The 18,654-nt window shown below is 58.4% G+C and carries 13 protein-coding genes and 1 tRNA gene; 3 read left to right on the top strand and 11 right to left on the bottom strand.

The window, feature by feature from the left end; translation table 11 throughout:
* Positions 1-3 precede the first annotated feature (3 nt).
* The 6 genes from AACY36_RS02630 to rpsU form a co-directional block, all read right to left on the bottom strand.
* Positions 4-1,068 carry a site-specific integrase gene (locus AACY36_RS02630; RefSeq protein WP_339496715.1) on the bottom strand — a complete coding sequence of 355 codons (1,065 nt, stop codon included), beginning with the start codon at positions 1,066-1,068 and terminating at the stop codon, positions 4-6.
* Positions 1,069-1,173: 105 nt separating this feature from the next.
* Positions 1,174-1,250, bottom strand: a tRNA-Ile gene (locus AACY36_RS02625).
* Between the two features lie 15 nt (positions 1,251-1,265).
* On the bottom strand, positions 1,266-5,009 hold the full coding sequence (locus tag AACY36_RS02620) for an EAL domain-containing protein (protein ID WP_339438170.1): 3,744 nt from the start codon (positions 5,007-5,009) through the stop codon (positions 1,266-1,268).
* Positions 5,010-5,130: 121 nt separating this feature from the next.
* Positions 5,131-6,981, bottom strand: a complete 1,851-nt coding sequence (gene rpoD, locus AACY36_RS02615) for an RNA polymerase sigma factor RpoD (RefSeq protein WP_339415409.1) — start codon at positions 6,979-6,981, stop codon at positions 5,131-5,133.
* A 67-nt stretch (positions 6,982-7,048) separates the two neighbouring features.
* Positions 7,049-9,019, bottom strand: coding sequence for a DNA primase (gene dnaG / locus AACY36_RS02610; protein ID WP_339415410.1), 1,971 nt, complete (start codon positions 9,017-9,019; stop codon positions 7,049-7,051).
* Between the two features lie 446 nt (positions 9,020-9,465).
* Positions 9,466-9,681: a 30S ribosomal protein S21 gene (gene rpsU / locus AACY36_RS02605; RefSeq protein ID WP_002551877.1), complete on the bottom strand. Its 216-nt coding sequence runs from the start codon at positions 9,679-9,681 to the stop codon at positions 9,466-9,468.
* A gap of 202 nt (positions 9,682-9,883) precedes the next feature.
* Between rpsU and tsaD the strand changes: the two genes are divergently transcribed.
* Positions 9,884-10,909, top strand: a complete 1,026-nt coding sequence (tsaD, locus tag AACY36_RS02600; protein WP_065871797.1) for a tRNA (adenosine(37)-N6)-threonylcarbamoyltransferase complex transferase subunit TsaD — start codon at positions 9,884-9,886, stop codon at positions 10,907-10,909.
* 33 nt (positions 10,910-10,942) lie between these two features.
* On the opposite strand, the gene plsY is transcribed toward tsaD, so the two are convergent.
* Positions 10,943-11,512 (bottom strand): glycerol-3-phosphate 1-O-acyltransferase PlsY, encoded by a 570-nt coding sequence (gene plsY / locus AACY36_RS02595; protein WP_339415411.1) that lies wholly within the window; start codon positions 11,510-11,512, stop codon positions 10,943-10,945.
* 74 nt (positions 11,513-11,586) lie between these two features.
* Here plsY and folB point away from each other — a divergent pair, with 74 nt between their 5' ends.
* Positions 11,587-11,940 (top strand): dihydroneopterin aldolase, encoded by a 354-nt coding sequence (gene folB, locus AACY36_RS02590; RefSeq protein ID WP_032883867.1) that lies wholly within the window; start codon positions 11,587-11,589, stop codon positions 11,938-11,940.
* Entirely contained in the window at positions 11,931-12,449 is a 519-nt protein-coding gene (gene folK / locus AACY36_RS02585) for a 2-amino-4-hydroxy-6-hydroxymethyldihydropteridine diphosphokinase (protein WP_339415412.1), read from the top strand. Before folB ends, folK begins: the two co-directional genes overlap by 10 nt.
* A gap of 29 nt (positions 12,450-12,478) precedes the next feature.
* Here folK and AACY36_RS02580 read toward each other — a convergent pair whose 3' ends face one another.
* The 4 genes from AACY36_RS02580 to AACY36_RS02565 form a co-directional block, all read right to left on the bottom strand.
* The gene (locus tag AACY36_RS02580; protein WP_339415413.1) at positions 12,479-13,708 is read right to left on the bottom strand and encodes a multifunctional CCA addition/repair protein; all 1,230 of its coding nucleotides are present in this window, start codon (positions 13,706-13,708) and stop codon (positions 12,479-12,481) included.
* 63 nt (positions 13,709-13,771) lie between these two features.
* The gene (locus AACY36_RS02575) at positions 13,772-15,337 is read right to left on the bottom strand and encodes a SpoVR family protein (protein WP_339415414.1); all 1,566 of its coding nucleotides are present in this window, start codon (positions 15,335-15,337) and stop codon (positions 13,772-13,774) included.
* Positions 15,334-16,605: a YeaH/YhbH family protein gene (locus AACY36_RS02570; protein WP_339496714.1), complete on the bottom strand. Its 1,272-nt coding sequence runs from the start codon at positions 16,603-16,605 to the stop codon at positions 15,334-15,336. Before AACY36_RS02570 ends, AACY36_RS02575 begins: the two co-directional genes overlap by 4 nt.
* A gap of 123 nt (positions 16,606-16,728) precedes the next feature.
* Positions 16,729-18,651 (bottom strand): PrkA family serine protein kinase, encoded by a 1,923-nt coding sequence (locus AACY36_RS02565; protein WP_003194732.1) that lies wholly within the window; start codon positions 18,649-18,651, stop codon positions 16,729-16,731.
* Positions 18,652-18,654 lie beyond the last annotated feature (3 nt).

The following is an 18,654-nucleotide window of genomic DNA, read 5'->3' as shown; positions in this document are numbered from 1 at the left end:
AATCTAGTCTTTGCCGATGCTATCCAGCCGCTCGACCAGATCCTCCGCGCGTAAGTGAGTGTAGCGCTTTAGCATTTGCATGGATTTGTGGCCGCTGATTGCTGAAACTTCTTGGTCGGATAGGCCAGATTCGACAAGTCGGCTGACGGCCTCGTGCCTCAAATCATGAAAGCGAAAATCCGTCATCCCGAGCGGCTTCCTCAGCGTTGCCCAGACTTTGTTGAACGCATAAGGCCTACGCTTACCATCTCTGCCAGGTTCACCGAAGAAGATAAGTTGGCAGTCCTTCGGCCTGAGAGGATTGTCTACCGCCGCATGCATTGCATCTGTCGCACGCTTATTGAGTGGCACGGTTCGATGGGTATTATTTTTGGTATCCGGAAGGTGGACGACCCGTTTTTTGAGATCCACTTGGGAGAGCGTAAGCGTGGCAATCTCAGATGAACGCATGGTCGTTTCCACGGCGATTCGCGCCATCCATCCGAGCATAGGGTTGCTATGCGCATCAGCAGCACCTAGAAGCCGGTCCCCTTCGTCCCCTACAAAACGCCGCTCTCGACCCTTTCCAGGCTTGGGCTTCCGAATGCTCGCAACTGGATTGAATGTGAGGCCGAGCCCCCATTCTTTGATTGCCGTTGAGTAAAGATGTCCCAAGAGCGCCAACTCAAGCCGAACGGTGTTGTTGCTGGTCAATGTGCGCTTGCGGGCTGCGGGCTGAGACAGTCGCTTGTCACGGTAGGCTGCGATGATTTCGCTGGAGAGGGCTGCAAGGGAGTATTTGCCCAGCTCGGTAGTGAGCTTTTTTGCCTTGCTTGCTTCGCCATTCTGAGTAGAAGGCTTTTTGGTAGGAGTGACCTCAGACAGATAACGCTTCAGCGCCGCTTCTAGGGTCATCCGCTCTGATCCGCTGCGCTGGATGTAGACACCTCTGACCATCTCGTCTTCGGTTCGACGTGACCAATCCTCTGCATCGCGTTTGGTGCGAAACGTTTTGGATGCTGTCGGCCATCCGACTTTTCGGATGATCGCTTTCCAGGTTCCTGATGGGGTTTTTACGAGAGTTGCCATGCTGTTCTCCGAAGACATCGGCACGGACTGTACCGAAACTGTACCTCGGAGGCATTCCAAAACACCCTCTCGAAACTGCAGCATTGCTGCAGCCCTTGGTTTATATGGTGGGCCCAGTAGGACTCGAACCTACGACCAAGGGATTATGAGTCCCCTGCTCTAACCAACTGAGCTATAGGCCCTCAGTAGGTCGCGGATTATAGCGATGGTTTCCCCGCTGTGCTATCCGAAAAATCCTTAATGCTCATACGAAGAAAGGTCGCGGCAAAAACCTCGGGCGGTAGCGGCAGGCTGACGATGTAGCCTTGCATCTGTTCGCAGCCTTCGGCAGCCAGGAAGGCTTGCTGTGCGGGGTTCTCCACGCCTTCGGCGATGATAGTGAATTGCATGCTGTGGCCCAGGGCGATAATGGCGCGCACGATCGCTGCGTCGTGGGGGTCGTCGGGCAGGCCGCGGACGAAGGATTGATCGATCTTGAGGAAATCCAGCGGCAGGCGTTTGAGGTAGCTGAGGGATGAATAGCCGGTGCCAAAATCATCGATGGCCAGTTGTACGCCCAGGTCTTTGAGCTGGTGCAGTACCTCCAGCGCTTCTTCGGCCTGGCTCATGATGAAGTTCTCGGTGATCTCCAGTTGCAGGCAGCCTGGGTCGAGCCGGTAGTCGTGCAATAGCTGTTCGATGCGAGCGAGCAAGCCTTGGTGACGCAGTTGGGCGCCGGCCAGGTTGACCGACAGCGGGCCAAATGCGTCGAAAGTGCCTTGCCAGGCATGCATTTGTCGGCAGGCCTGTTCCAGCACCCAGTCACCGATCTGCAGGATCATGCCGTTCTCTTCGGCGAGGGCAATGAAGTGTTCGGGCGGCACGTCGCCAAAGGTGGGATGGCGCCAGCGGATCAGCGCTTCGGCGCCGATCAGTGCTTGAGTATTCAGGCTCAGTTTTGGCTGGTAGTACAGGGTCAGTTCATCGCGCTCGATGGCGCGGCGCAGTTCATGTTCGAGTGCCACGCGTTCGTTGGCCTGCGCAGTAAGGTCGCGGGTATAGCTTTCGACCCGGTTACGTCCCTTGGCCTTGGAGCGGTACATCGCAGCGTCGGCATTTTTGACCAGCGTCGCGACGTCGGTACCGTCCTGCGGGTATAGGCTGGTGCCGATGCTGGCGCTGATGAAGAACTCGTGTTCACCTGCCTGGAAGGGTGGGGTGAAGCAGGCCAGCAGTTTATTGGCCAGGTATTGGGCATCGCTGGGGTGCTGCAGGCCGGGGAGCAGGATGATGAACTCGTCGCCGCCCAGGCGAGCAACGGTGTCGATGTCGCGCAGTTGTTCCTTGAGGCGCGCCGCGACGTCTTTGAGCAGCAAGTCGCCGATAGGGTGGCCGAGGCTGTCGTTGATGTGTTTGAAGCGGTCCAGATCGAGAAACAGTACGGCGCCCTGTTTGCCGGTTTCTTGATGCCCATTGAGGGCGGCCAGCAATCGGTTTTCGAACAAAGTGCGGTTGGGCAGGCCGGTCAATGGATCGTGATGCGCCTGGTAATCGAGACGGGCCTGGGCCAGCTTGAGGCTGGAGATGTCGGCAAACACCGCGACGAAGTGCGTGATCAACTGATCGCGATTACGCACGGCGCTGATCGTCAGCCAGCTGGGGTACAGCTCGCCGTTCTTGCGTCGGTTGGAGATCTCGCCCTGCCAATGCCCTTGAGCTGTCAGTTGGTGCCACATCGCCGCGTAGAAGGCGCTGTCATGCAGGCCGGAGGCAAGCAAGCGCGGCGTATGGCCGAGGGCTTCGGCCTCGCTGTAGCCGGTTATCTCGGTGAAGGCGCGGTTGACGGCGCTGATGTTCTGCCGGATATCAGTGATCAAGACGCCTTCGGCCGTGCTTTCGAACACCGTGGCGGCCTGTTGCAGTTTTTCCTGCATCAGTTGGCGTTCGGTGATGTCCCGCGCAATGGTCAGCATGCAGTCTTCGTCGCCGATAGGCAGTGGGCGGCTGGACAACTCGCACAGGCGAATCTGCCCATCGTTGCGACGAATATGGCAGATGAAATCACGCACAAAGCCATCGCGCTGCATCAGTTCCAGCATGTGTTTGCGTTCGTTGAGGTCGACCCAGATGCCCAGGTCCAGGGTTGATTGGTCGAGGGATGTTGCGCTGGTGAAGCCCGTGATTCGACTGAAACCATCGTTCACTTCAATCAACAGTCCATCGCGCTGTCGGCTCAGCAGCAAGCCGTCGGGGGAGGCGTGGAAGGCCTTGGCGAATTTCTCTTCGGAGGTTTGCAGTTGTTGCTGGGTTTCCTTGAGTTGAGTGATGTCTCGCACCGCCACCACGATGGCCTCGGTGGTGTCCAATTGGAACGGCTCGGCGGAAATCAGCCCGATGAAGGCTTGGCCATCGCTGCGCACAAAGGGCATTTCGAGGTTGCGGATGCTAGTGGTCTGCACCCGTTGCAGCAGGTCGGGGCCGACACCCTGGATGCCCCAGATATTCAGTTCGGTGGCGGTTTTGCCGACGACCTGTTCCGCCGTCAGGCCAATCTGGTCTTCGAACGCCTTGTTCACCTCCAGCAAGCAGCCATCAGACAGCCGTGCGATCACTAGCATGTCTGGGCATTGCTGGAACACCGAGGCAAATTTTTGCTCGGACAGTTGCAAGGCTTCTTCAGTGCGCTTGGCCTCGCTGATATCGATCATCAAGCCGCGCAGTACGGGCTCATGGCCGTGCTCGATCAGGCTGACGATGTCGCGCACCCACAAGCAGCGCCCATCTGCGGTGATCACCCGGTAGTCGACGCTGTGGTCGCGATTGGCGCGGGTTTCCTGGTAGCAGTAGGCTTCGGTGCGGATCAGGTCGGCAGGGTGAATGATGTTGCGCCAGAACCCCGGGATCAGCCAGTGGGCGCGCGGATAACCCAGTAATTCCTCAGCGTGGGGCGAAACATAGCTGTAGGTGAAGTCGGTGATACTGGCTTCCCAGGCGATGGCGGACAGGCTTTCCACCAAGCCGCGATAGTGATATTCGCTGCTGCGCAGTTTCTGTTCGAGGGCGACGCGTCGGGAAATTTCCGAACTGAGCCGACGATTGATTCGAATCATCACGGCCAGCACGGTGCTCAGCAACAGTACCGCAGGCAGGCCGTAAGTCAGCAGATCCCTCCAGAAGGTGCGGTGGTCGGTAAAGCTACCGACCCAATGTTGTTGGATCGCATCGGTTTCGTCCGGGCTGAGGTCGGCCAGTACCTTATCGAGGATGCCCACCAGTACTTTGTTGTCGCGCGGTACGCCCATCGCCAGTTGGTAACGGTAGGGCGTTTCACCGCTGACGTACAAGCCGTCGAGCTTGAGTTGGCGCAGGCTCCAGACACTTGAGGCCAGGTCGCCGACCACCGCATCCACCTCATCGGTGGCTAAGGCTTGCAGGGTCGAGCTGACATTCGGCATGGTCACCAGGTTGAGGTCGGGATGGTGGGTGCGGAGCAACTCATGGGGCGCATAGTTTTCCACCACGGCAATCTTCAATCCGTAGAGGTCCTTAAGGGTGCGTGGTTTCGCGCCGCCTTCGTGGGCCAGGATGACGATGGGGAAATCAAGGTACGGACGGGTAAATGCCATGTAGCGCTGGCGTTCCGGCGTGGACATGATGCCAGGCAGCAGGTCGATTTGGTTGTTCCGGGCCTGCTCCAGCAAGGCGCTCCAGTTCGCCGGCTCGATCAACTTGACCCGCACGCCGAGGCGATCCTGGATCAGGCGCACGTAATCCGCCGCCAGGCCTTGGTAGCGGCCATCTTCGTCATGGTATTCAAAGGGTGGCCATGACGCGTCCACTCCCAGGCGCAACTCCTGATGGTCCGCCAGCCAGCCGCGCTCATCATCGCTAAGACTCAACGCGCCAGCCGTTGCGGTCCAGGTCAGCAGCCACAGTAAAAACACAGCCTGCAGTCTGGGCATAACGGTCTCGTTATGGCACGGGGAATGTTTCGAGTGTAGACGGGCATTACGGGGGAGGGGGATTACGGACGGTTTTATCGATACAAAACAAAACCCCCGGCCTGGGCCGGGGGTTTTGGTATCACTCGTCGAGGAAGGAGCGCAGATGCTCGCTTCGCGTCGGGTGGCGCAACTTGCGCAGCGCCTTGGCTTCGATCTGACGGATCCGTTCACGGGTCACGTCAAACTGCTTACCGACTTCCTCAAGGGTGTGGTCGGTATTCATGTCGATGCCGAAACGCATGCGCAGTACCTTGGCTTCACGAGCAGTGAGGCCGGAGAGTACGTCGCGAGTCGCTTCCTTAAGGCTCTCAACGGTGGCGACATCGATTGGCGACTGCATAGTCGAGTCTTCGATGAAGTCACCCAGATGGGAGTCTTCGTCATCACCAATCGGCGTTTCCATGGAGATCGGCTCTTTAGCGATCTTCAATACCTTGCGGATTTTGTCCTCAGGCATTTCCATGCGTTCGCCCAGCTCTTCCGGGGTCGGTTCACGACCCATTTCCTGCAACATCTGCCGGGAAATGCGGTTCAGCTTGTTGATGGTCTCGATCATGTGCACCGGAATACGGATGGTGCGGGCCTGGTCGGCGATCGAGCGAGTGATCGCCTGACGGATCCACCAAGTGGCATAAGTCGAGAACTTGTAGCCACGACGGTATTCAAACTTGTCCACAGCCTTCATCAAGCCGATGTTGCCTTCCTGGATCAAGTCGAGGAATTGCAGGCCACGGTTGGTGTACTTCTTGGCGATGGAGATCACCAGACGCAAGTTCGCTTCGACCATCTCTTTCTTCGCGCGGCGGGCCTTGGCCTCACCGATCGACATGCGACGGTTGATGTCCTTGATCTCGGCAACCGTCAGACCGGTTTCGGTCTGCAGTGCGATCAGCTTTTGCTGGCAGCGAATGATGTCCGGCTGCAGGCGACCAATGGCTTCGGCGTATTTGCCTTTGCCTTTGGCGAGGCCGTCGGACCAGCTTTCGTCAGCTTCGTTGCCCGGGAACTGGCGCAGGAAGTCGGTGCGCGGCATGCGCGCATCACGGACACAGAGCTGCATGATCGCACGCTCTTGTGCACGCAGACGCTCAAGGGCACTGCGAACACGCTCGACCAGGCCTTCGAATTGCTTCGGTACCAGCTTGATCGGCATGAACAGTTCGGCCAGCGCCACCAGCTCGGCAATAACCAGCTTATTGCCGCGACCGTGCTTTTTCAGCGCCTTGCGGGTGATTTCCATTTGATCGGAAACCGCACCGAAACGCTGGGCAGCCACGATCGGATCCGGACCGCTTTCAACTTCATCTTCGTCGTCGCTGCTGGCTTCAGCATCGTCGTCTTCGGAATCGTCGTTGGCTTTCACCGCTTTCGGGTCGACAGGCGGCGGCACTTCGGCGGCAGGCGGCGCAATGCCGTCGTCCGGATCGATGTAGCCACTCAGCACGTCGGACAGGCGACCACCTTCGGTGGTGACGCGGGTGTACTCGGAGAGAATATGGTCAACCGTGCCAGGGAAGTGCGCGATTGCGCCCATCACTTCACGGATGCCCTCTTCGATACGCTTGGCGATTTCGATTTCGCCTTCGCGTGTCAGCAGCTCGACGGTACCCATTTCACGCATATACATGCGCACAGGGTCGGTGGTTCGACCGATATCGGTCTCCACAGCAGCCAGCGCGGCAGCAGCTTCTTCAGCTGCAGCCTCGTCGGTATCGGCGTCCGCCAGCATAAGAGAATCCTTATCTGGCGCAGCTTCGAATACGTTGATCCCCATGTCGTTAATCATGCGGATGATGTCTTCCACCTGCTCTGGATCTGAAATATCCTCAGGCAGGTGGTCGTTGACCTCCGCGTAAGTCAGGTAACCCTGCTCACGACCGAGAACGATCAACTCTTTGATACGAGACTGCTGTTGCGCTTTTCCGGACATAACACCCTATCCACTGAAGGTCTTGGCGGGCAAAAAACAAGCCGAGGATTATACCCGAGCTATGACCTCACACGCCAGCTGAGGTCGGGTTTGATGCGGAAACATTCTGTTTTAAGAGGTCGCGCATCTGTTTTGCTATCTGATTTTGCTCTTCAGCCGATAATCCAGGCTGCCTTGCTCTCTTGATGAGTTCATCGAGGGTCTGCGTGTGCTGACCCGCAGATAACCTAGTAATGGTGTCTAAAAACTGTTGTTCAAGGTTATCGCCGTCAATTAGCCACTCCTTTTCCGCGAGTGCTTTCAATAGGCGGCCTTGTTCGGTGCCATGCCAACGAGCCATCAGCTGAATTGAGTTTAGCTTAGGATTTTTCTGTACCGCCTCGATCAAGGCGATCAGCACCTGAGCGTAGGTGTTGCTCGCGTTGGCAAAATGGTCGGCGCTCTCGACCTTGCCCGCCAGTTGCGGGTGATGGATGAGCGTACGCAACGCAATGAGCGTTGGCGCTTCTACGGCCACAGGCGTTCGCGGGGCGAAGGCCTCATCGCGATCACCGCGCTTGCCGTTCTTGCTCCAGGGTTTGTTGTCCCATTTCTTGCCGCCGGCGCCGGGCTTCTTCGGTGTCCACTCCTGCTGGGGCGTGTAGGCCTCCTGCGGTTGGTGGAAGTCGGAGTAGTCCGGCATAGCGTCGTAATCCATGCCTGGGTCATAGGTCGGCGGCGCCTCCTGCGGTGCGTTGTGCACCAGCTGGCTGACGGCTTCGCCGCTCAGTCCAGTGATTTCCAGCAGGCGCATGCGCATCAGTGATTTCAGGTTGGCGCCTGGGACTTTATCGATCAGCGGCGCCGCGAGGGTGGCCATGTGGGCCTTGCCTTCGAGGGAGCGCGGGTCGGCCTCTTCGGTCAGTTGCTGGAAAAAATAGTCTGCCAGGGGCTGTGCATGTTGATTGATGCGCGCGCGGAACGCGTCGGTGCCTTCGGAGCGCACCAAGGTGTCCGGGTCTTCGCCTTCAGGCAGGAACAGGAAGCGTGCGCGACGCCCGTCCTGCAGGCTCGACAGCGTTGCTTCAAGTGCGCGCCAGGCGGCGTTGCGGCCGGCCTGATCGCCGTCAAAGCAGAACAATACGCTGGGCACCACGCGAAACAGGCGCTTCATGTGTTCTTCGCTGGTGGCGGTGCCGAGTGTGGCCACGGCGTTGCGCAGGCCCTGTTGGGCGAGCGCGATCACGTCCATATAGCCTTCAACCACGATGATCTCATCGAGGTTGCGGTTGTTCTTGCGCGCCTCGAACAGGCCGTAGAGTTCCTGGCCTTTGTGGAACACCGCGGTTTCCGGGGAGTTCAGGTACTTGGGCTTGTCATCCCCCAGTACTCGACCACCAAAGGCGATGATGCGGCCACGGCTGTCGCGGATCGGGAACATCACGCGGTCGCGGAAGCGGTCATAGCGTTTGCCGGTTTCGGCGTTTTCCACCAGCAGGCCGGCGTCGATCATGGCTTTTTGCTGGAGAGTGTCGCTGCTCAAGTGCTTGTACAGGTTGTCCCAGCCGGGCGGGGCGAAGCCGAGGCCGAAGTCACGGGCGATTTCACCGGTGAGGCCGCGGCCCTTGAGGTAGTCGACGGCGGCTTTGCGCTGCGGATGGCTTTTAAGCGCCTGACGGTAGAAGTCGGCAGCGGCGGTCAGCAGTGGGTACAGCGGCGAATCTGTGGGTTGCCGCGGTTTGTGCGGTCGGCCACTTTCTTCGCGAGGGATTTCCATGCCGGCAGCTTTCGCCAGGTCCTCGATCGCCTGGGGGAAATCCAGGTTGTCGTGGTCCATGAGAAAGCCCAGGGCGTTACCGCCTGCGCCGCAACCGAAGCAGTAGTAGAACTGTTTGTCGGGGCTGACGCTGAACGATGGGGTTTTCTCTTTGTGAAACGGGCAGCAAGCGGTGTAGTTCTTGCCGGCTTTTTTCAGTTGCACGCGCGAGCTGACAACATCGACGATGTCGGTGCGGTTCAGAAGGTCGTCAATAAAGCTCTGGGGAATTAGCCCGGCCATGGCGTTCTCGTCATCACTGCGTGTAAATGAGGGCCCGCTAAGTGCTCAAGCGCACGTATCGTGTGGCTCGATCATCGGTTGTCTGCTTGGGCTTTCAGGAAGTGTATCTGCCGATCATTCACTGACGTTAATTTCAATCAGGTTTTCGGCATGGAAATGTTGCCCTGGCCTCCGGTCTTGGCCAATGGCGGGCCTCGGAAGCGCATTGTCGGGCACAGTCGATACAGTTGATCGCCTGCTTGAATAATAAGTGTGCGCGTCAGTAGCCTTGTTAGGCTCGTCAGAAGAGACGTGCACCGCTGGCAAAAGAGCCAGTCCTGACGTGTGAAGCAGTTGTCTCAGTCGCATGTGCGGCGTCAACAGTGAAGCATCAAGCGATATCCGCAAATGCCATTAGCCCGGCTGAGGGCCGGGCTTGGCAGAAGCTTGCTACGGACGTCTGTGTATTAGTACAGACGAACGGCGCGGCGCTGTTCGCGCTGAACTTTCTTGGCGTGACGCTTAACAGCGGCTGCTGCTTTACGCTTACGCTCAGAAGTTGGCTTCTCATAAAATTCGCGGCTACGAACTTCAGCCAGTACACCGGCTTTTTCGCAGGAGCGCTTGAAACGACGCAGAGCTACGTCGAAGGGTTCGTTCTCTTTAACTTTGACGGCTGGCATCCAGAGCTACCTTCTTTCATTACCGGGATCAACGTTCTCGTCGCAAAAAATTCGCGGCTGAGGTCGTCGGTTTTTAAGGGTTGCGGATGTTAACCCCTCATTGCCCGGAATGCAAAGCCTCTGATCGAAAACCGCTAGTCGGGAGGGGGAGTGGCGACTATTATGCGCGCCTTCGAATCTAGCCTCTACAAGGCGCAAACCCATGCTAGTACTGGGACTTGAAACCTCCTGCGACGAAACCGGTGTCGCACTTTACGACAGTGAACGCGGGCTCTTGGCCGATGCGCTGTTCAGTCAGATCGACCTGCACCGCGCCTATGGCGGCGTGGTGCCGGAGCTGGCCAGCCGTGATCACGTCAAACGCATGCTGCCCCTGATTCGCCAGGTGCTGGATGAGGCCGGTTGCGTGCCGACCGAGATCGACGCGATCGCCTACACCGCTGGCCCTGGATTGGTCGGAGCCCTGCTGGTTGGGGCCTCTTGCGCCCAGGCGCTGGCTTTTGCCTGGGGTATTCCAGCCCTCGGTGTGCACCATATGGAAGGCCATTTATTGGCGCCCATGCTGGAAAAAACGCCACCAGAGTTCCCGTTCGTCGCTTTGTTGGTTTCAGGCGGCCATACGCAACTGGTTCAGGTGGATGGAATCGGCCAATACACCCTTTTGGGTGAGTCCCTGGATGACGCCGCCGGTGAGGCGTTCGACAAGACCGCGAAGATGATGGGCCTCAATTATCCCGGCGGCCCGGAAATCGCCCGTCTTGCCGAAAAAGGCGTTGCCGGCCGTTATACCTTCCCACGCCCGATGTGCGATCGGCCTGGCCTGATGTTCAGTTTCAGTGGTTTGAAAACCTCTGCGCTGAACACCTGGCAGCAAAGCGTCAGCGCCGGGGACGACAGTGAGCAAGCCCGTTGCGACATCGCGCTGGCGTTCCAGCAGGCCGTGGTGGAGACTTTGACCATCAAGTGCAAGCGCGCCCTGAAACAGGCGGGCATGAAGCGCCTGGTGATCGCAGGCGGCGTCAGTGCCAACAAGGCGTTGCGCACGTCACTGGAAAAAATGCTCGGTGAGATGAAGGGCGACGTTTTCTACGCGCGGCCAGAGTTTTGCACCGACAATGGCGCGATGATCGCCTATGCCGGTTGCCAACGCTTGCAGGCGGGGCAGCACGAAAGCCTGGCGATCAGTGTGCAGGCGCGCTGGCCGATGGAGCAGTTGTCGCCGCTGTAGGGCCGTAACGTGAGCCGGGCTCATCGAACGTATTTAAAAATGCCGTTCGCGCCCGGCAAACAGGTCGCGTAAATTGCCCCGGTGGCGCCAGACGATCAGCAGTGTCAGTGCGCTCATCGGCAACAACGCCGCCGGTTCTTGCCAGGCCAACAGCGGCAGGGTGAGCGGGGTGGCGATCAGCGCGGCGAGTGAGCTGGTGCGGGTCAGGTAGAACGTCAGGAGCCAGGCAAGTACAGCCAGCAACGCCGCCGGTGGGTAAATCCCCAGCAGCATGCCGGCTGCCGTGGCGACGCCTTTGCCACCGCGAAAGCGGAAGTACAGTGGAAACAGATGGCCGAGGACGGCGCATATGCCGATCCAGGCCTGTTGTTGCAGGGTAAGGCCGGCGAGGCTGGCGATCAGCACGGGCAGCAAGCCCTTGGACACGTCGCCCAGCAGCGTGAGCACGGCGAGCTTCTTACCGGCCAGGCGCAACATATTGGTGGCGCCGGCATTGCCTGAGCCACTCATTCGCGGATCGGGATTTCCCGTCAGGCGGCTGAGCAAAATGGCGAAGGACAGCGAGCCGAGCAGGTAGGCGAGGATCGCCAGTGACCAAAACATGCTAACTATTCCGGGCGAGGACGCCCTGATTCTAACGGGGCATTGCGCCCTTGTCGTGCTGCGGAGAAGAGTGCTTGGACAGAGTGTTTATCGAAGGCCTGGAAGTCGACACCGTCATCGGGGCCTATGACTGGGAGCGCGGGATACGCCAATGCCTGCGCCTGGACCTGAGCTTCGCCTGGGATAACCGCCCGGCCGCCGCTGGCGATGACCTGACCCTGGCACTGGATTACGCCAGCGTGTCCGCTCGCATCCAGGCATTTGCCGAGCAATCCCAGTACCAGTTGGTGGAAACCTTCGCCGAGCGCCTGGCGCAAGTACTGATGAGTGAGTTCCAGATTCCCTGGCTGCACCTCAAGTTGACCAAGCCGGGGGCCGTGCCGGCTGCCAAGGGTGTGGGCGTGGAGATCGAGCGCGGATGTCGCTAACTCAGGTATACCTTGGCCTAGGCAGCAATATCGAGCGCGAATCTCATCTGCGCGCCGGCCTTGACGCGCTGGCGAGCTTTTTGACGGATGTGCGCTGCTCGCCAGTGTTCGAAAGCCAGCCGGTGGGCATCAAGAGCGGTCCGTTCTTCAATCTGGTGGTCTCGGCCTACACCGACCTGCCGCTGATGGCGCTGGATCGCCGGTTGAAATTCATCGAGGCCGATAATGGTCGCTATGCACCGGACCGCAAGGGCCTGCCGCTGGATATCGATGTGCTGCTGTACGGCGAGCTGGTGGGTAACTTCGATGGTTTGGTCCTGCCGCGTGCAGAAATCCTGAAAAACGCGTTTGTGCTGTGGCCGCTGTCGTTGATGGCGCCAGAGCGTGTGCATCCTGAAGTGGGCAAGACCCTGGCTGAGTTATGGCGCAATGCGCAAATCGACCAGGTGCTCGCGCCTGTAGGGTTTGAATGGCAAGGCCAGCAACTCACCCCAGACGCGCTCTTGTAGACGCGGCCCTCACCACAGGAGGGCCGCGTCTAGGAAATAGGCTGTTCTTTGTAGGCCTTCAGCGCTTTCAGGCGTTCGCGTTTGAGCGCTTCACCCAGTTCCGGGCCTTTGAAGCCTTTTTCCAGCAGTGGTGCCACCGGCACTTCGCGCGCCACCTTCGCCGCCCCGCGCAAATAATCCGCTTGTGGATAACTTCGCTGCTCTAAGCCTTTTCGGCCTCGGGCATCCATCTCGCACGCAACCACAAACTCTTCAAAGCGCTGCGGCCGCCGGTAAACGTCGAAACTTTGCAGCAATTCCAGCAGCGTCGAGGCTTTCAACTCCAGCGCCCGATGGCCGTGGGTGTGATATTGGCCCACCAGCAGCGCCAGCTCCTGGCAGTCCTTCGGTACTTTGAAGCGTTCATTGACGGCCTTGATCAGCTTCAAGCCGGTGTGTTCGTGAGCAATATGCTGCGGTAACTTATCCACCGGCGTCAGGCCCTTGCCCAAGTCATGCAGCAGGCAGGCCCAGCGCACGGTCAGCGGCTGTTTATGCAGGGCGGCCTGTTCCAGCACGCTCAAAGTGTGTATGCCCGTATCGATTTCGGGGTGATGGGCTTCGGGTTGCGGTACGCCGAACAGTGCATCGACTTCGGGCATCAAGGTTTTCAATGCATCGCAGTCGCGCAGTACTTGGATGAACACCTGGGGCTGGTCTTCCATCAGCGCTCGGGAGATTTCTTTCCAGCTGCGCTCAGGCGTCAGGGCTTCCAGTTCGCCGGATTCGCTGAGTTGACGCATCAGCGCCAGTGTTTCCGGAGCGACCGTAAAACCCTGGTGCGCGTAACGTGCAGCAAAGCGCGCAACGCGGAGCACTCGTAGCGGATCTTCGGCGAACGCCGGGGAAACGTGGCGCAGGATGCGCGCTTCAAGATCATGCTGGCCATGATAAGGGTCGGTCAAATTACCCTCATCGTCTTCCGCCATGGCGTTGATGGTCAGGTCGCGACGGATCAGGTCTTCTTCCAGCGTCACCTCTGGGCTCGCATGAAACACAAAGCCGCCATAACCCCGGCCACTCTTGCGCTCTGTGCGGGCAAGGGCGTATTCATCGCCATTTTTCGGGTCGAGAAACACGGGGAAGTCAGCGCCGACGGGTTTGAAACCTTTGGCCAGCATCTCTTCGGTGGTCGCCCCCACGACGACGCGGTCAACATCGGTGACCTTGATGCCCAGCAGGCGGTCACGCACGGCACCGCCGACTTTGTAGATTTTCATGAAAAAGCCTCCATTAGCCGCACAGGATACCGCCTGTGCCTAGCCAATGGAGGCTTTGCTGTTTCAGAGATGAACGACGGCCAAGTCCAGTCGGCCGTAGTCGTTGTCGCCATGCTCGTTGCGCGGCGGTACATGGTGAGTCTTCATCACTTGGTCGCCCTGCAGCGTTTCCAAATGAATGTCGAAGCCCCATAGGCGGTGCAGGTGCTTGAGTACTTCCTCGGTGGATTCGCCCAGGGGTTTGCGGTCATGTTGCTGGTGGCGCAAGGTCAACGAGCGATCGCCGCGCACATCGATGCTGTAGATCTGCACATTCGGCTCGCGGTTGCCCAGGTTGTACTGCGCCGCCAGCGTTTCGCGGATGGTGCGGTAGCCGGGCTCGTCGTGGATGGCCGGTACCACCAGGTCATCCTTGAGGTCGTCATCCATGATGCTGAACAGCTTGAGGTCCCGAATCACCTGGGGTGACAGGTACTGCAGGATAAAACTCTCGTCCTTGAAACTGCTCATGGCGAACTTGATGGTGGACAACCAATCGGTGCCAGCGATTTCCGGGAACCAGCGGCGGTCTTCTTCGGTAGGGTGTTCGCACATACGCCGGATATCGCGGTACATGGCGAAGCCCAGTGCGTAGGGGTTGATACCACTGTAATACGGGCTGTCGAACCCCGGCTGGAACACCACGCTGGTGTGGGAGGTGAGGAACTCCATCATGAAACCGTCAGTGACCAGGCCTTCGTCGTACAGGTCGTTCATCAGCGTGTAGTGCCAGAACGTCGCCCAGCCTTCGTTCATCACTTGGGTCTGGCGCTGTGGATAAAAATACTGGGCGATCTTACGCACGATGCGAACGATTTCCCGTTGCCAGGGCTCCAGCAGTGGGGCGTGTTTTTCCAGAAAGTACAGGATGTTTTCCTGAGGTTCGGCGGGGAAGCGCGCATTGTCCTTGTCGCTGTTTTTGCCTGCACGTTTTGGAATGGTGCGCCACAGGTCGTTGATCTGTTTTTGCAGGTGCTCCTCGCGTTCCTTCTGGCGCAGGCGTTCTTCTTCGGCGGAAATCGGGTAGGGCCGTTTGTAGCGGTCGACCCCGTAGTTCATCAGCGCATGGCAAGAGTCGAGCAAGTCTTCCACCGCATCAATGCCGTGGCGTTCCTCGCATTGCATGATGTACTGCTTGGCGAACACTAGGTAATCAATGATTGAACTGGCATCGGTCCAGGTGCGGAACAGGTAATTGCCCTTGAAGAAGCTGTTGTGTCCGTAGCAGGCATGGGCCACCACCAGCGCCTGCATGCAGATGGTGTTTTCTTCCATCAGGTAGGCAATGCACGGGTCGGAGTTGATCACGATCTCGTACGCCAAACCCATCTGTCCTCGGGTGTAGGACTTCTCGGTGCTGAGAAAGTGTTTGCCGTAGGACCAATGGTGATACCCCAACGGCATGCCGACAGAGGCGTAGGCATCCATCATCTGTTCCGCGGTGATCACTTCGATCTGGTTGGGGTAGGTGTCCAAGGCATAACCCGCCGCGATGCGGCTGATTTCCCGGTCATAGGCCTGGATCAGTTCAAAGGTCCACTCGGACCCCGTGGATATGGGTTGGCGCTTATGCTCTTTTTTGGCGGTCATGTCACTAACCTGCGCTGGAAGAGTTCACGGAAGACCGGGTAGATATCGCCGGCCGAGACCAGTTGCTGCTGGGCGAATGTGTCTGCAAAGGCTTCGCCAATGCGCTCGTATTCGAACCACAGGGCCTGATGCTCACGGGGGGTGATTTCAACGTAAGTGTAGTACTGCACGAACGGCATGATCTGGTTGATCAAGATGTCGCGGCAGATGGGCGAGTCGTCGTTCCAGTTGTCACCGTCCGAGGCCTGGGCCGCGTAGATGTTCCACTCGTTGGCGGGGTAGCGCTCGGCCATGATCTCCTGCATCAGCTTCAAGGCACTGGAGACGATGGTCCCACCCGTTTCCCGTGAATAGAAAAACTCCTCCTCGTCGACCTCCCGCGCGCTGGTGTGATGGCGGATGAACACTACGTCGATCTTGTCGTAGTTCCGCTTGAGAAACAGGTAAAGCAGGATAAAGAAGCGCTTGGCGATGTCCTTGGTGGCCTGGGTCATGGAGCCGGACACGTCCATCAGGCAGAACATCACTGCCTTGGAGCTGGGGTTGGGTTGTTTGACCAGCAAGTTGTATTTCAAGTCAAAGGTGTCTAGGAACGGCACACGATGAATGCGCGCACTGAGTTTCTCGATTTCCGCCTCGATTTGCTGAATGTCGCCGAAGTTGTCCGGTTCCTCACGTTTCAAACGCGCCAGCTCTTCCTTGGCATCTCTCAGTTTGGCGCGGCTGCTGCCTGACAGTGCGATGCGCCGCGCGTGGGCCGAGCGCAGGGTACGGATGATATTGATGCGGGAAGGGTTGCCCTCGTTGCTGATCCCGGCGCGAACGGTCTTGAAGGTGTTGGTGCCGGTCAGGTTGCGCTTGACCAGATTAGGCAGCTCCAGGTCCTCGAACATGAATTCGAGAAATTCTTCCTGAGTGATCTGGAACACGAACTCGTCCATGCCTTCGCCGGAATTGCCCGCCTTGCCAGGGCCTTTACCGCCGCCACCGCCTTGTGGGCGCTGGATGTGCTCACCGGTGGTGAATTCCTTGTTGCCCGGATGCACGACGGTCTGTTTGCCGCCCCGGCCGTGGTGCAGCACCGGTTCGTCGATGTCCCGTCCGGGAATGCTGATTTGCTCGCCATGCTCCATATCCGTAATGGAGCGGCGGCTGATGGCCTCCTCGACGGCTTTTTTGATGTGGTCACGGTAACGCCGCAGGAAACGCTGGCGGTTTACCGTGCTCTTGTTCTTGCCATTGAGGCGTCGGTCGATCACATAGCTCATAGGCCCCTCCGGGGAGCTTCAAGTCGTAAGCTACAAGCCGCAAGTCAAAGCCCATCAATTCCGCGCAACGACGGGTTCAATAGCTTTTCTCTTGCGGCTTTCAGCTAGAAGCTTGCAGCTGCCTCACTGCGATTTCCGGACCCGTAGGTACCATTCCGAAAGAAGCCGTACCTGTTTGTCGGTGTAGCCGCGCTCGACCATTCGTGTGACGAAGTCGTTGTGCTTTTGCTGATCCTCCTTGCTGGCCTTGGCGTTGAAGCTGATGACCGGCAGCAGATCCTCGGTGTTGGAGAACATTTTCTTCTCGATGACCACTCGCAGCTTCTCGTAGCTGAGCCAAGTCGGGTTCTTGCCATTGTTGTTGGCCCGGGCGCGCAGCACGAAGTTGACGATTTCGTTGCGGAAATCCTTCGGATTGCTGATGCCGGCCGGTTTCTCAATTTTCTCAAGTTCCTCGTTGAGTGCGACGCGGTTGAGGATCTCGCCGGTTTCCGGGTCGCGGTATTCCTGGTCCTGGATCCAGAAGTCGGCGTACAGCACGTAACGGTCGAAGATATTCTGGCCGTACTCGCTGTAGGACTCCAGGTACGCGGTCTGGATTTCCTTGCCGATGAATTCGATGTAGCGCGGCGCCAGGTACTCCTTGAGGAAACGCAGGTAGCGCTCGCGGGTTTCCGCCTGGAATTGCTCCTGTTCGATCTGCTGTTCCAGCACGTAAAGCAGGTGCACCGGGTTGGCGGCGATTTCGTGGGGGTCAAAGTTGAAGACCTTGGACAGGATTTTGAACGCGAAGCGCGTCGACAGGCCGTTCATGCCCTCGTCCACACCTGCCGTATCGCGGTATTCCTGGATCGACTTGGCCTTGGGATCGGTGTCCTTGAGGTTTTCACCGTCGTACACGCGCATCTTCGAATAGATATTCGAGTTCTCCGGCTCCTTGAGGCGCGACAGCACGGTGAACTGGGCGAGCATCTTCAGGGTGTCGGGTGCGCAATGGGCCTTGGCCAGGGAGCTGTTGAACAGCAGCTTGTCGTAGATCTTGATTTCATCGCTGACGCGCAGGCAGTACGGCACCTTGACGATGTAGATCCGGTCGATGAAGGCTTCGTTATTCTTGTTGTTACGGAAGGTGTGCCATTCCGATTCATTGGAGTGGGCCAGCAGGATTCCGGTGAACGGAATCGCGCCCAGCCCTTCAGTGCTGTTGTAGTTGCCTTCCTGGGTTGCGGTAAGCAGTGGGTGCAGCACCTTGATCGGCGCCTTGAACATCTCCACGAACTCCATCAGGCCCTGGTTGGCCCGGCACAGTGCGCCTGAATAGCTGTAGGCGTCGGCGTCGTTTTGCGGGAATTCTTCGAGTTTACGGATATCGACCTTGCCCACCAGTGCCGAGATATCCTGGTTGTTCTCGTCACCCGGTTCGGTCTTGGCCACGCCGATCTGGTTGAGGATGGACGGGTAGAGTTTCACCACGCGGAATTGGCTGATGTCACCGCCGAATTCGGCCAGGCGCTTGGTGGCCCAGGGCGACATGATGGTGTTGAGGTAACGGCGCGGGATGCCGAAGTCTTCTTCGAGGATTGCGCCATCTTCCGTGGCGTTGAACAGGCCCAGGGGCGACTCGAAGACCGGTGAGCCCTTGATGGCGTAGAAGGGCACCTTCTCGATCAGTTGTTTGAGTTTTTCGGCCAAGGACGACTTACCGCCGCCGACGGGGCCGAGCAGGTAGAGGATCTGTTTCTTCTCTTCCAGGCCCTGGGCGGCGTGGCGGAAGTAGGAGACGATCTGGTCAATGCACTCTTCCATGCCGTGGAAGTCTTCAAAGGCCGGATAGCGGCGGATCACCTTGTTGGAGAATATTCGCGACAGCCGCGAGTTGTTGGCGGTTTCCACCAGCTCCGGCTCGCCAATTGCCAGTAGCAGGCGTTCGGCGGCAGACGCGTAGGTGCTGCGGTCCTGTTTGCACAGCTCGAGATACTCTTGCAGCGTGAGTTCTTCTTGCTGTGTGGACGCGAAGCGTTGTTGGAAGTGGCTAAAGATACTCATGAC

Source organism: Pseudomonas sp. EA_15y_Pfl1_P101 (assembly GCF_963970835.1).
GTDB classification, from domain to species: domain Bacteria; phylum Pseudomonadota; class Gammaproteobacteria; order Pseudomonadales; family Pseudomonadaceae; genus Aquipseudomonas; species Aquipseudomonas tritici.
Note: the sequence above shows the minus strand (reverse complement) of the source record. Positions and strands in the feature narration are given on the sequence as shown.

Coding starts and splice junctions, on each gene's coding strand:
- AACY36_RS02580 (WP_339415413.1), bottom strand. CDS start 13,708: ATGAAAATCTACAAAGTCGGCGGTGCCGTGCGTGACCGCCTGCTGGGC.
- tsaD (WP_065871797.1), top strand. CDS start 9,884: ATGCTAGTACTGGGACTTGAAACCTCCTGCGACGAAACCGGTGTCGCA.
- dnaG (WP_339415410.1), bottom strand. CDS start 9,019: ATGGCCGGGCTAATTCCCCAGAGCTTTATTGACGACCTTCTGAACCGC.
- AACY36_RS02630 (WP_339496715.1), bottom strand. CDS start 1,068: ATGGCAACTCTCGTAAAAACCCCATCAGGAACCTGGAAAGCGATCATC.
- AACY36_RS02620 (WP_339438170.1), bottom strand. CDS start 5,009: ATGCCCAGACTGCAGGCTGTGTTTTTACTGTGGCTGCTGACCTGGACC.
- AACY36_RS02575 (WP_339415414.1), bottom strand. CDS start 15,337: ATGACCGCCAAAAAAGAGCATAAGCGCCAACCCATATCCACGGGGTCC.
- AACY36_RS02570 (WP_339496714.1), bottom strand. CDS start 16,605: ATGAGCTATGTGATCGACCGACGCCTCAATGGCAAGAACAAGAGCACG.
- rpsU (WP_002551877.1), bottom strand. CDS start 9,681: ATGCCAGCCGTCAAAGTTAAAGAGAACGAACCCTTCGACGTAGCTCTG.
- plsY (WP_339415411.1), bottom strand. CDS start 11,512: ATGTTTTGGTCACTGGCGATCCTCGCCTACCTGCTCGGCTCGCTGTCC.
- AACY36_RS02565 (WP_003194732.1), bottom strand. CDS start 18,651: ATGAGTATCTTTAGCCACTTCCAACAACGCTTCGCGTCCACACAGCAA.
- rpoD (WP_339415409.1), bottom strand. CDS start 6,981: ATGTCCGGAAAAGCGCAACAGCAGTCTCGTATCAAAGAGTTGATCGTT.
- folK (WP_339415412.1), top strand. CDS start 11,931: ATGTCGCTAACTCAGGTATACCTTGGCCTAGGCAGCAATATCGAGCGC.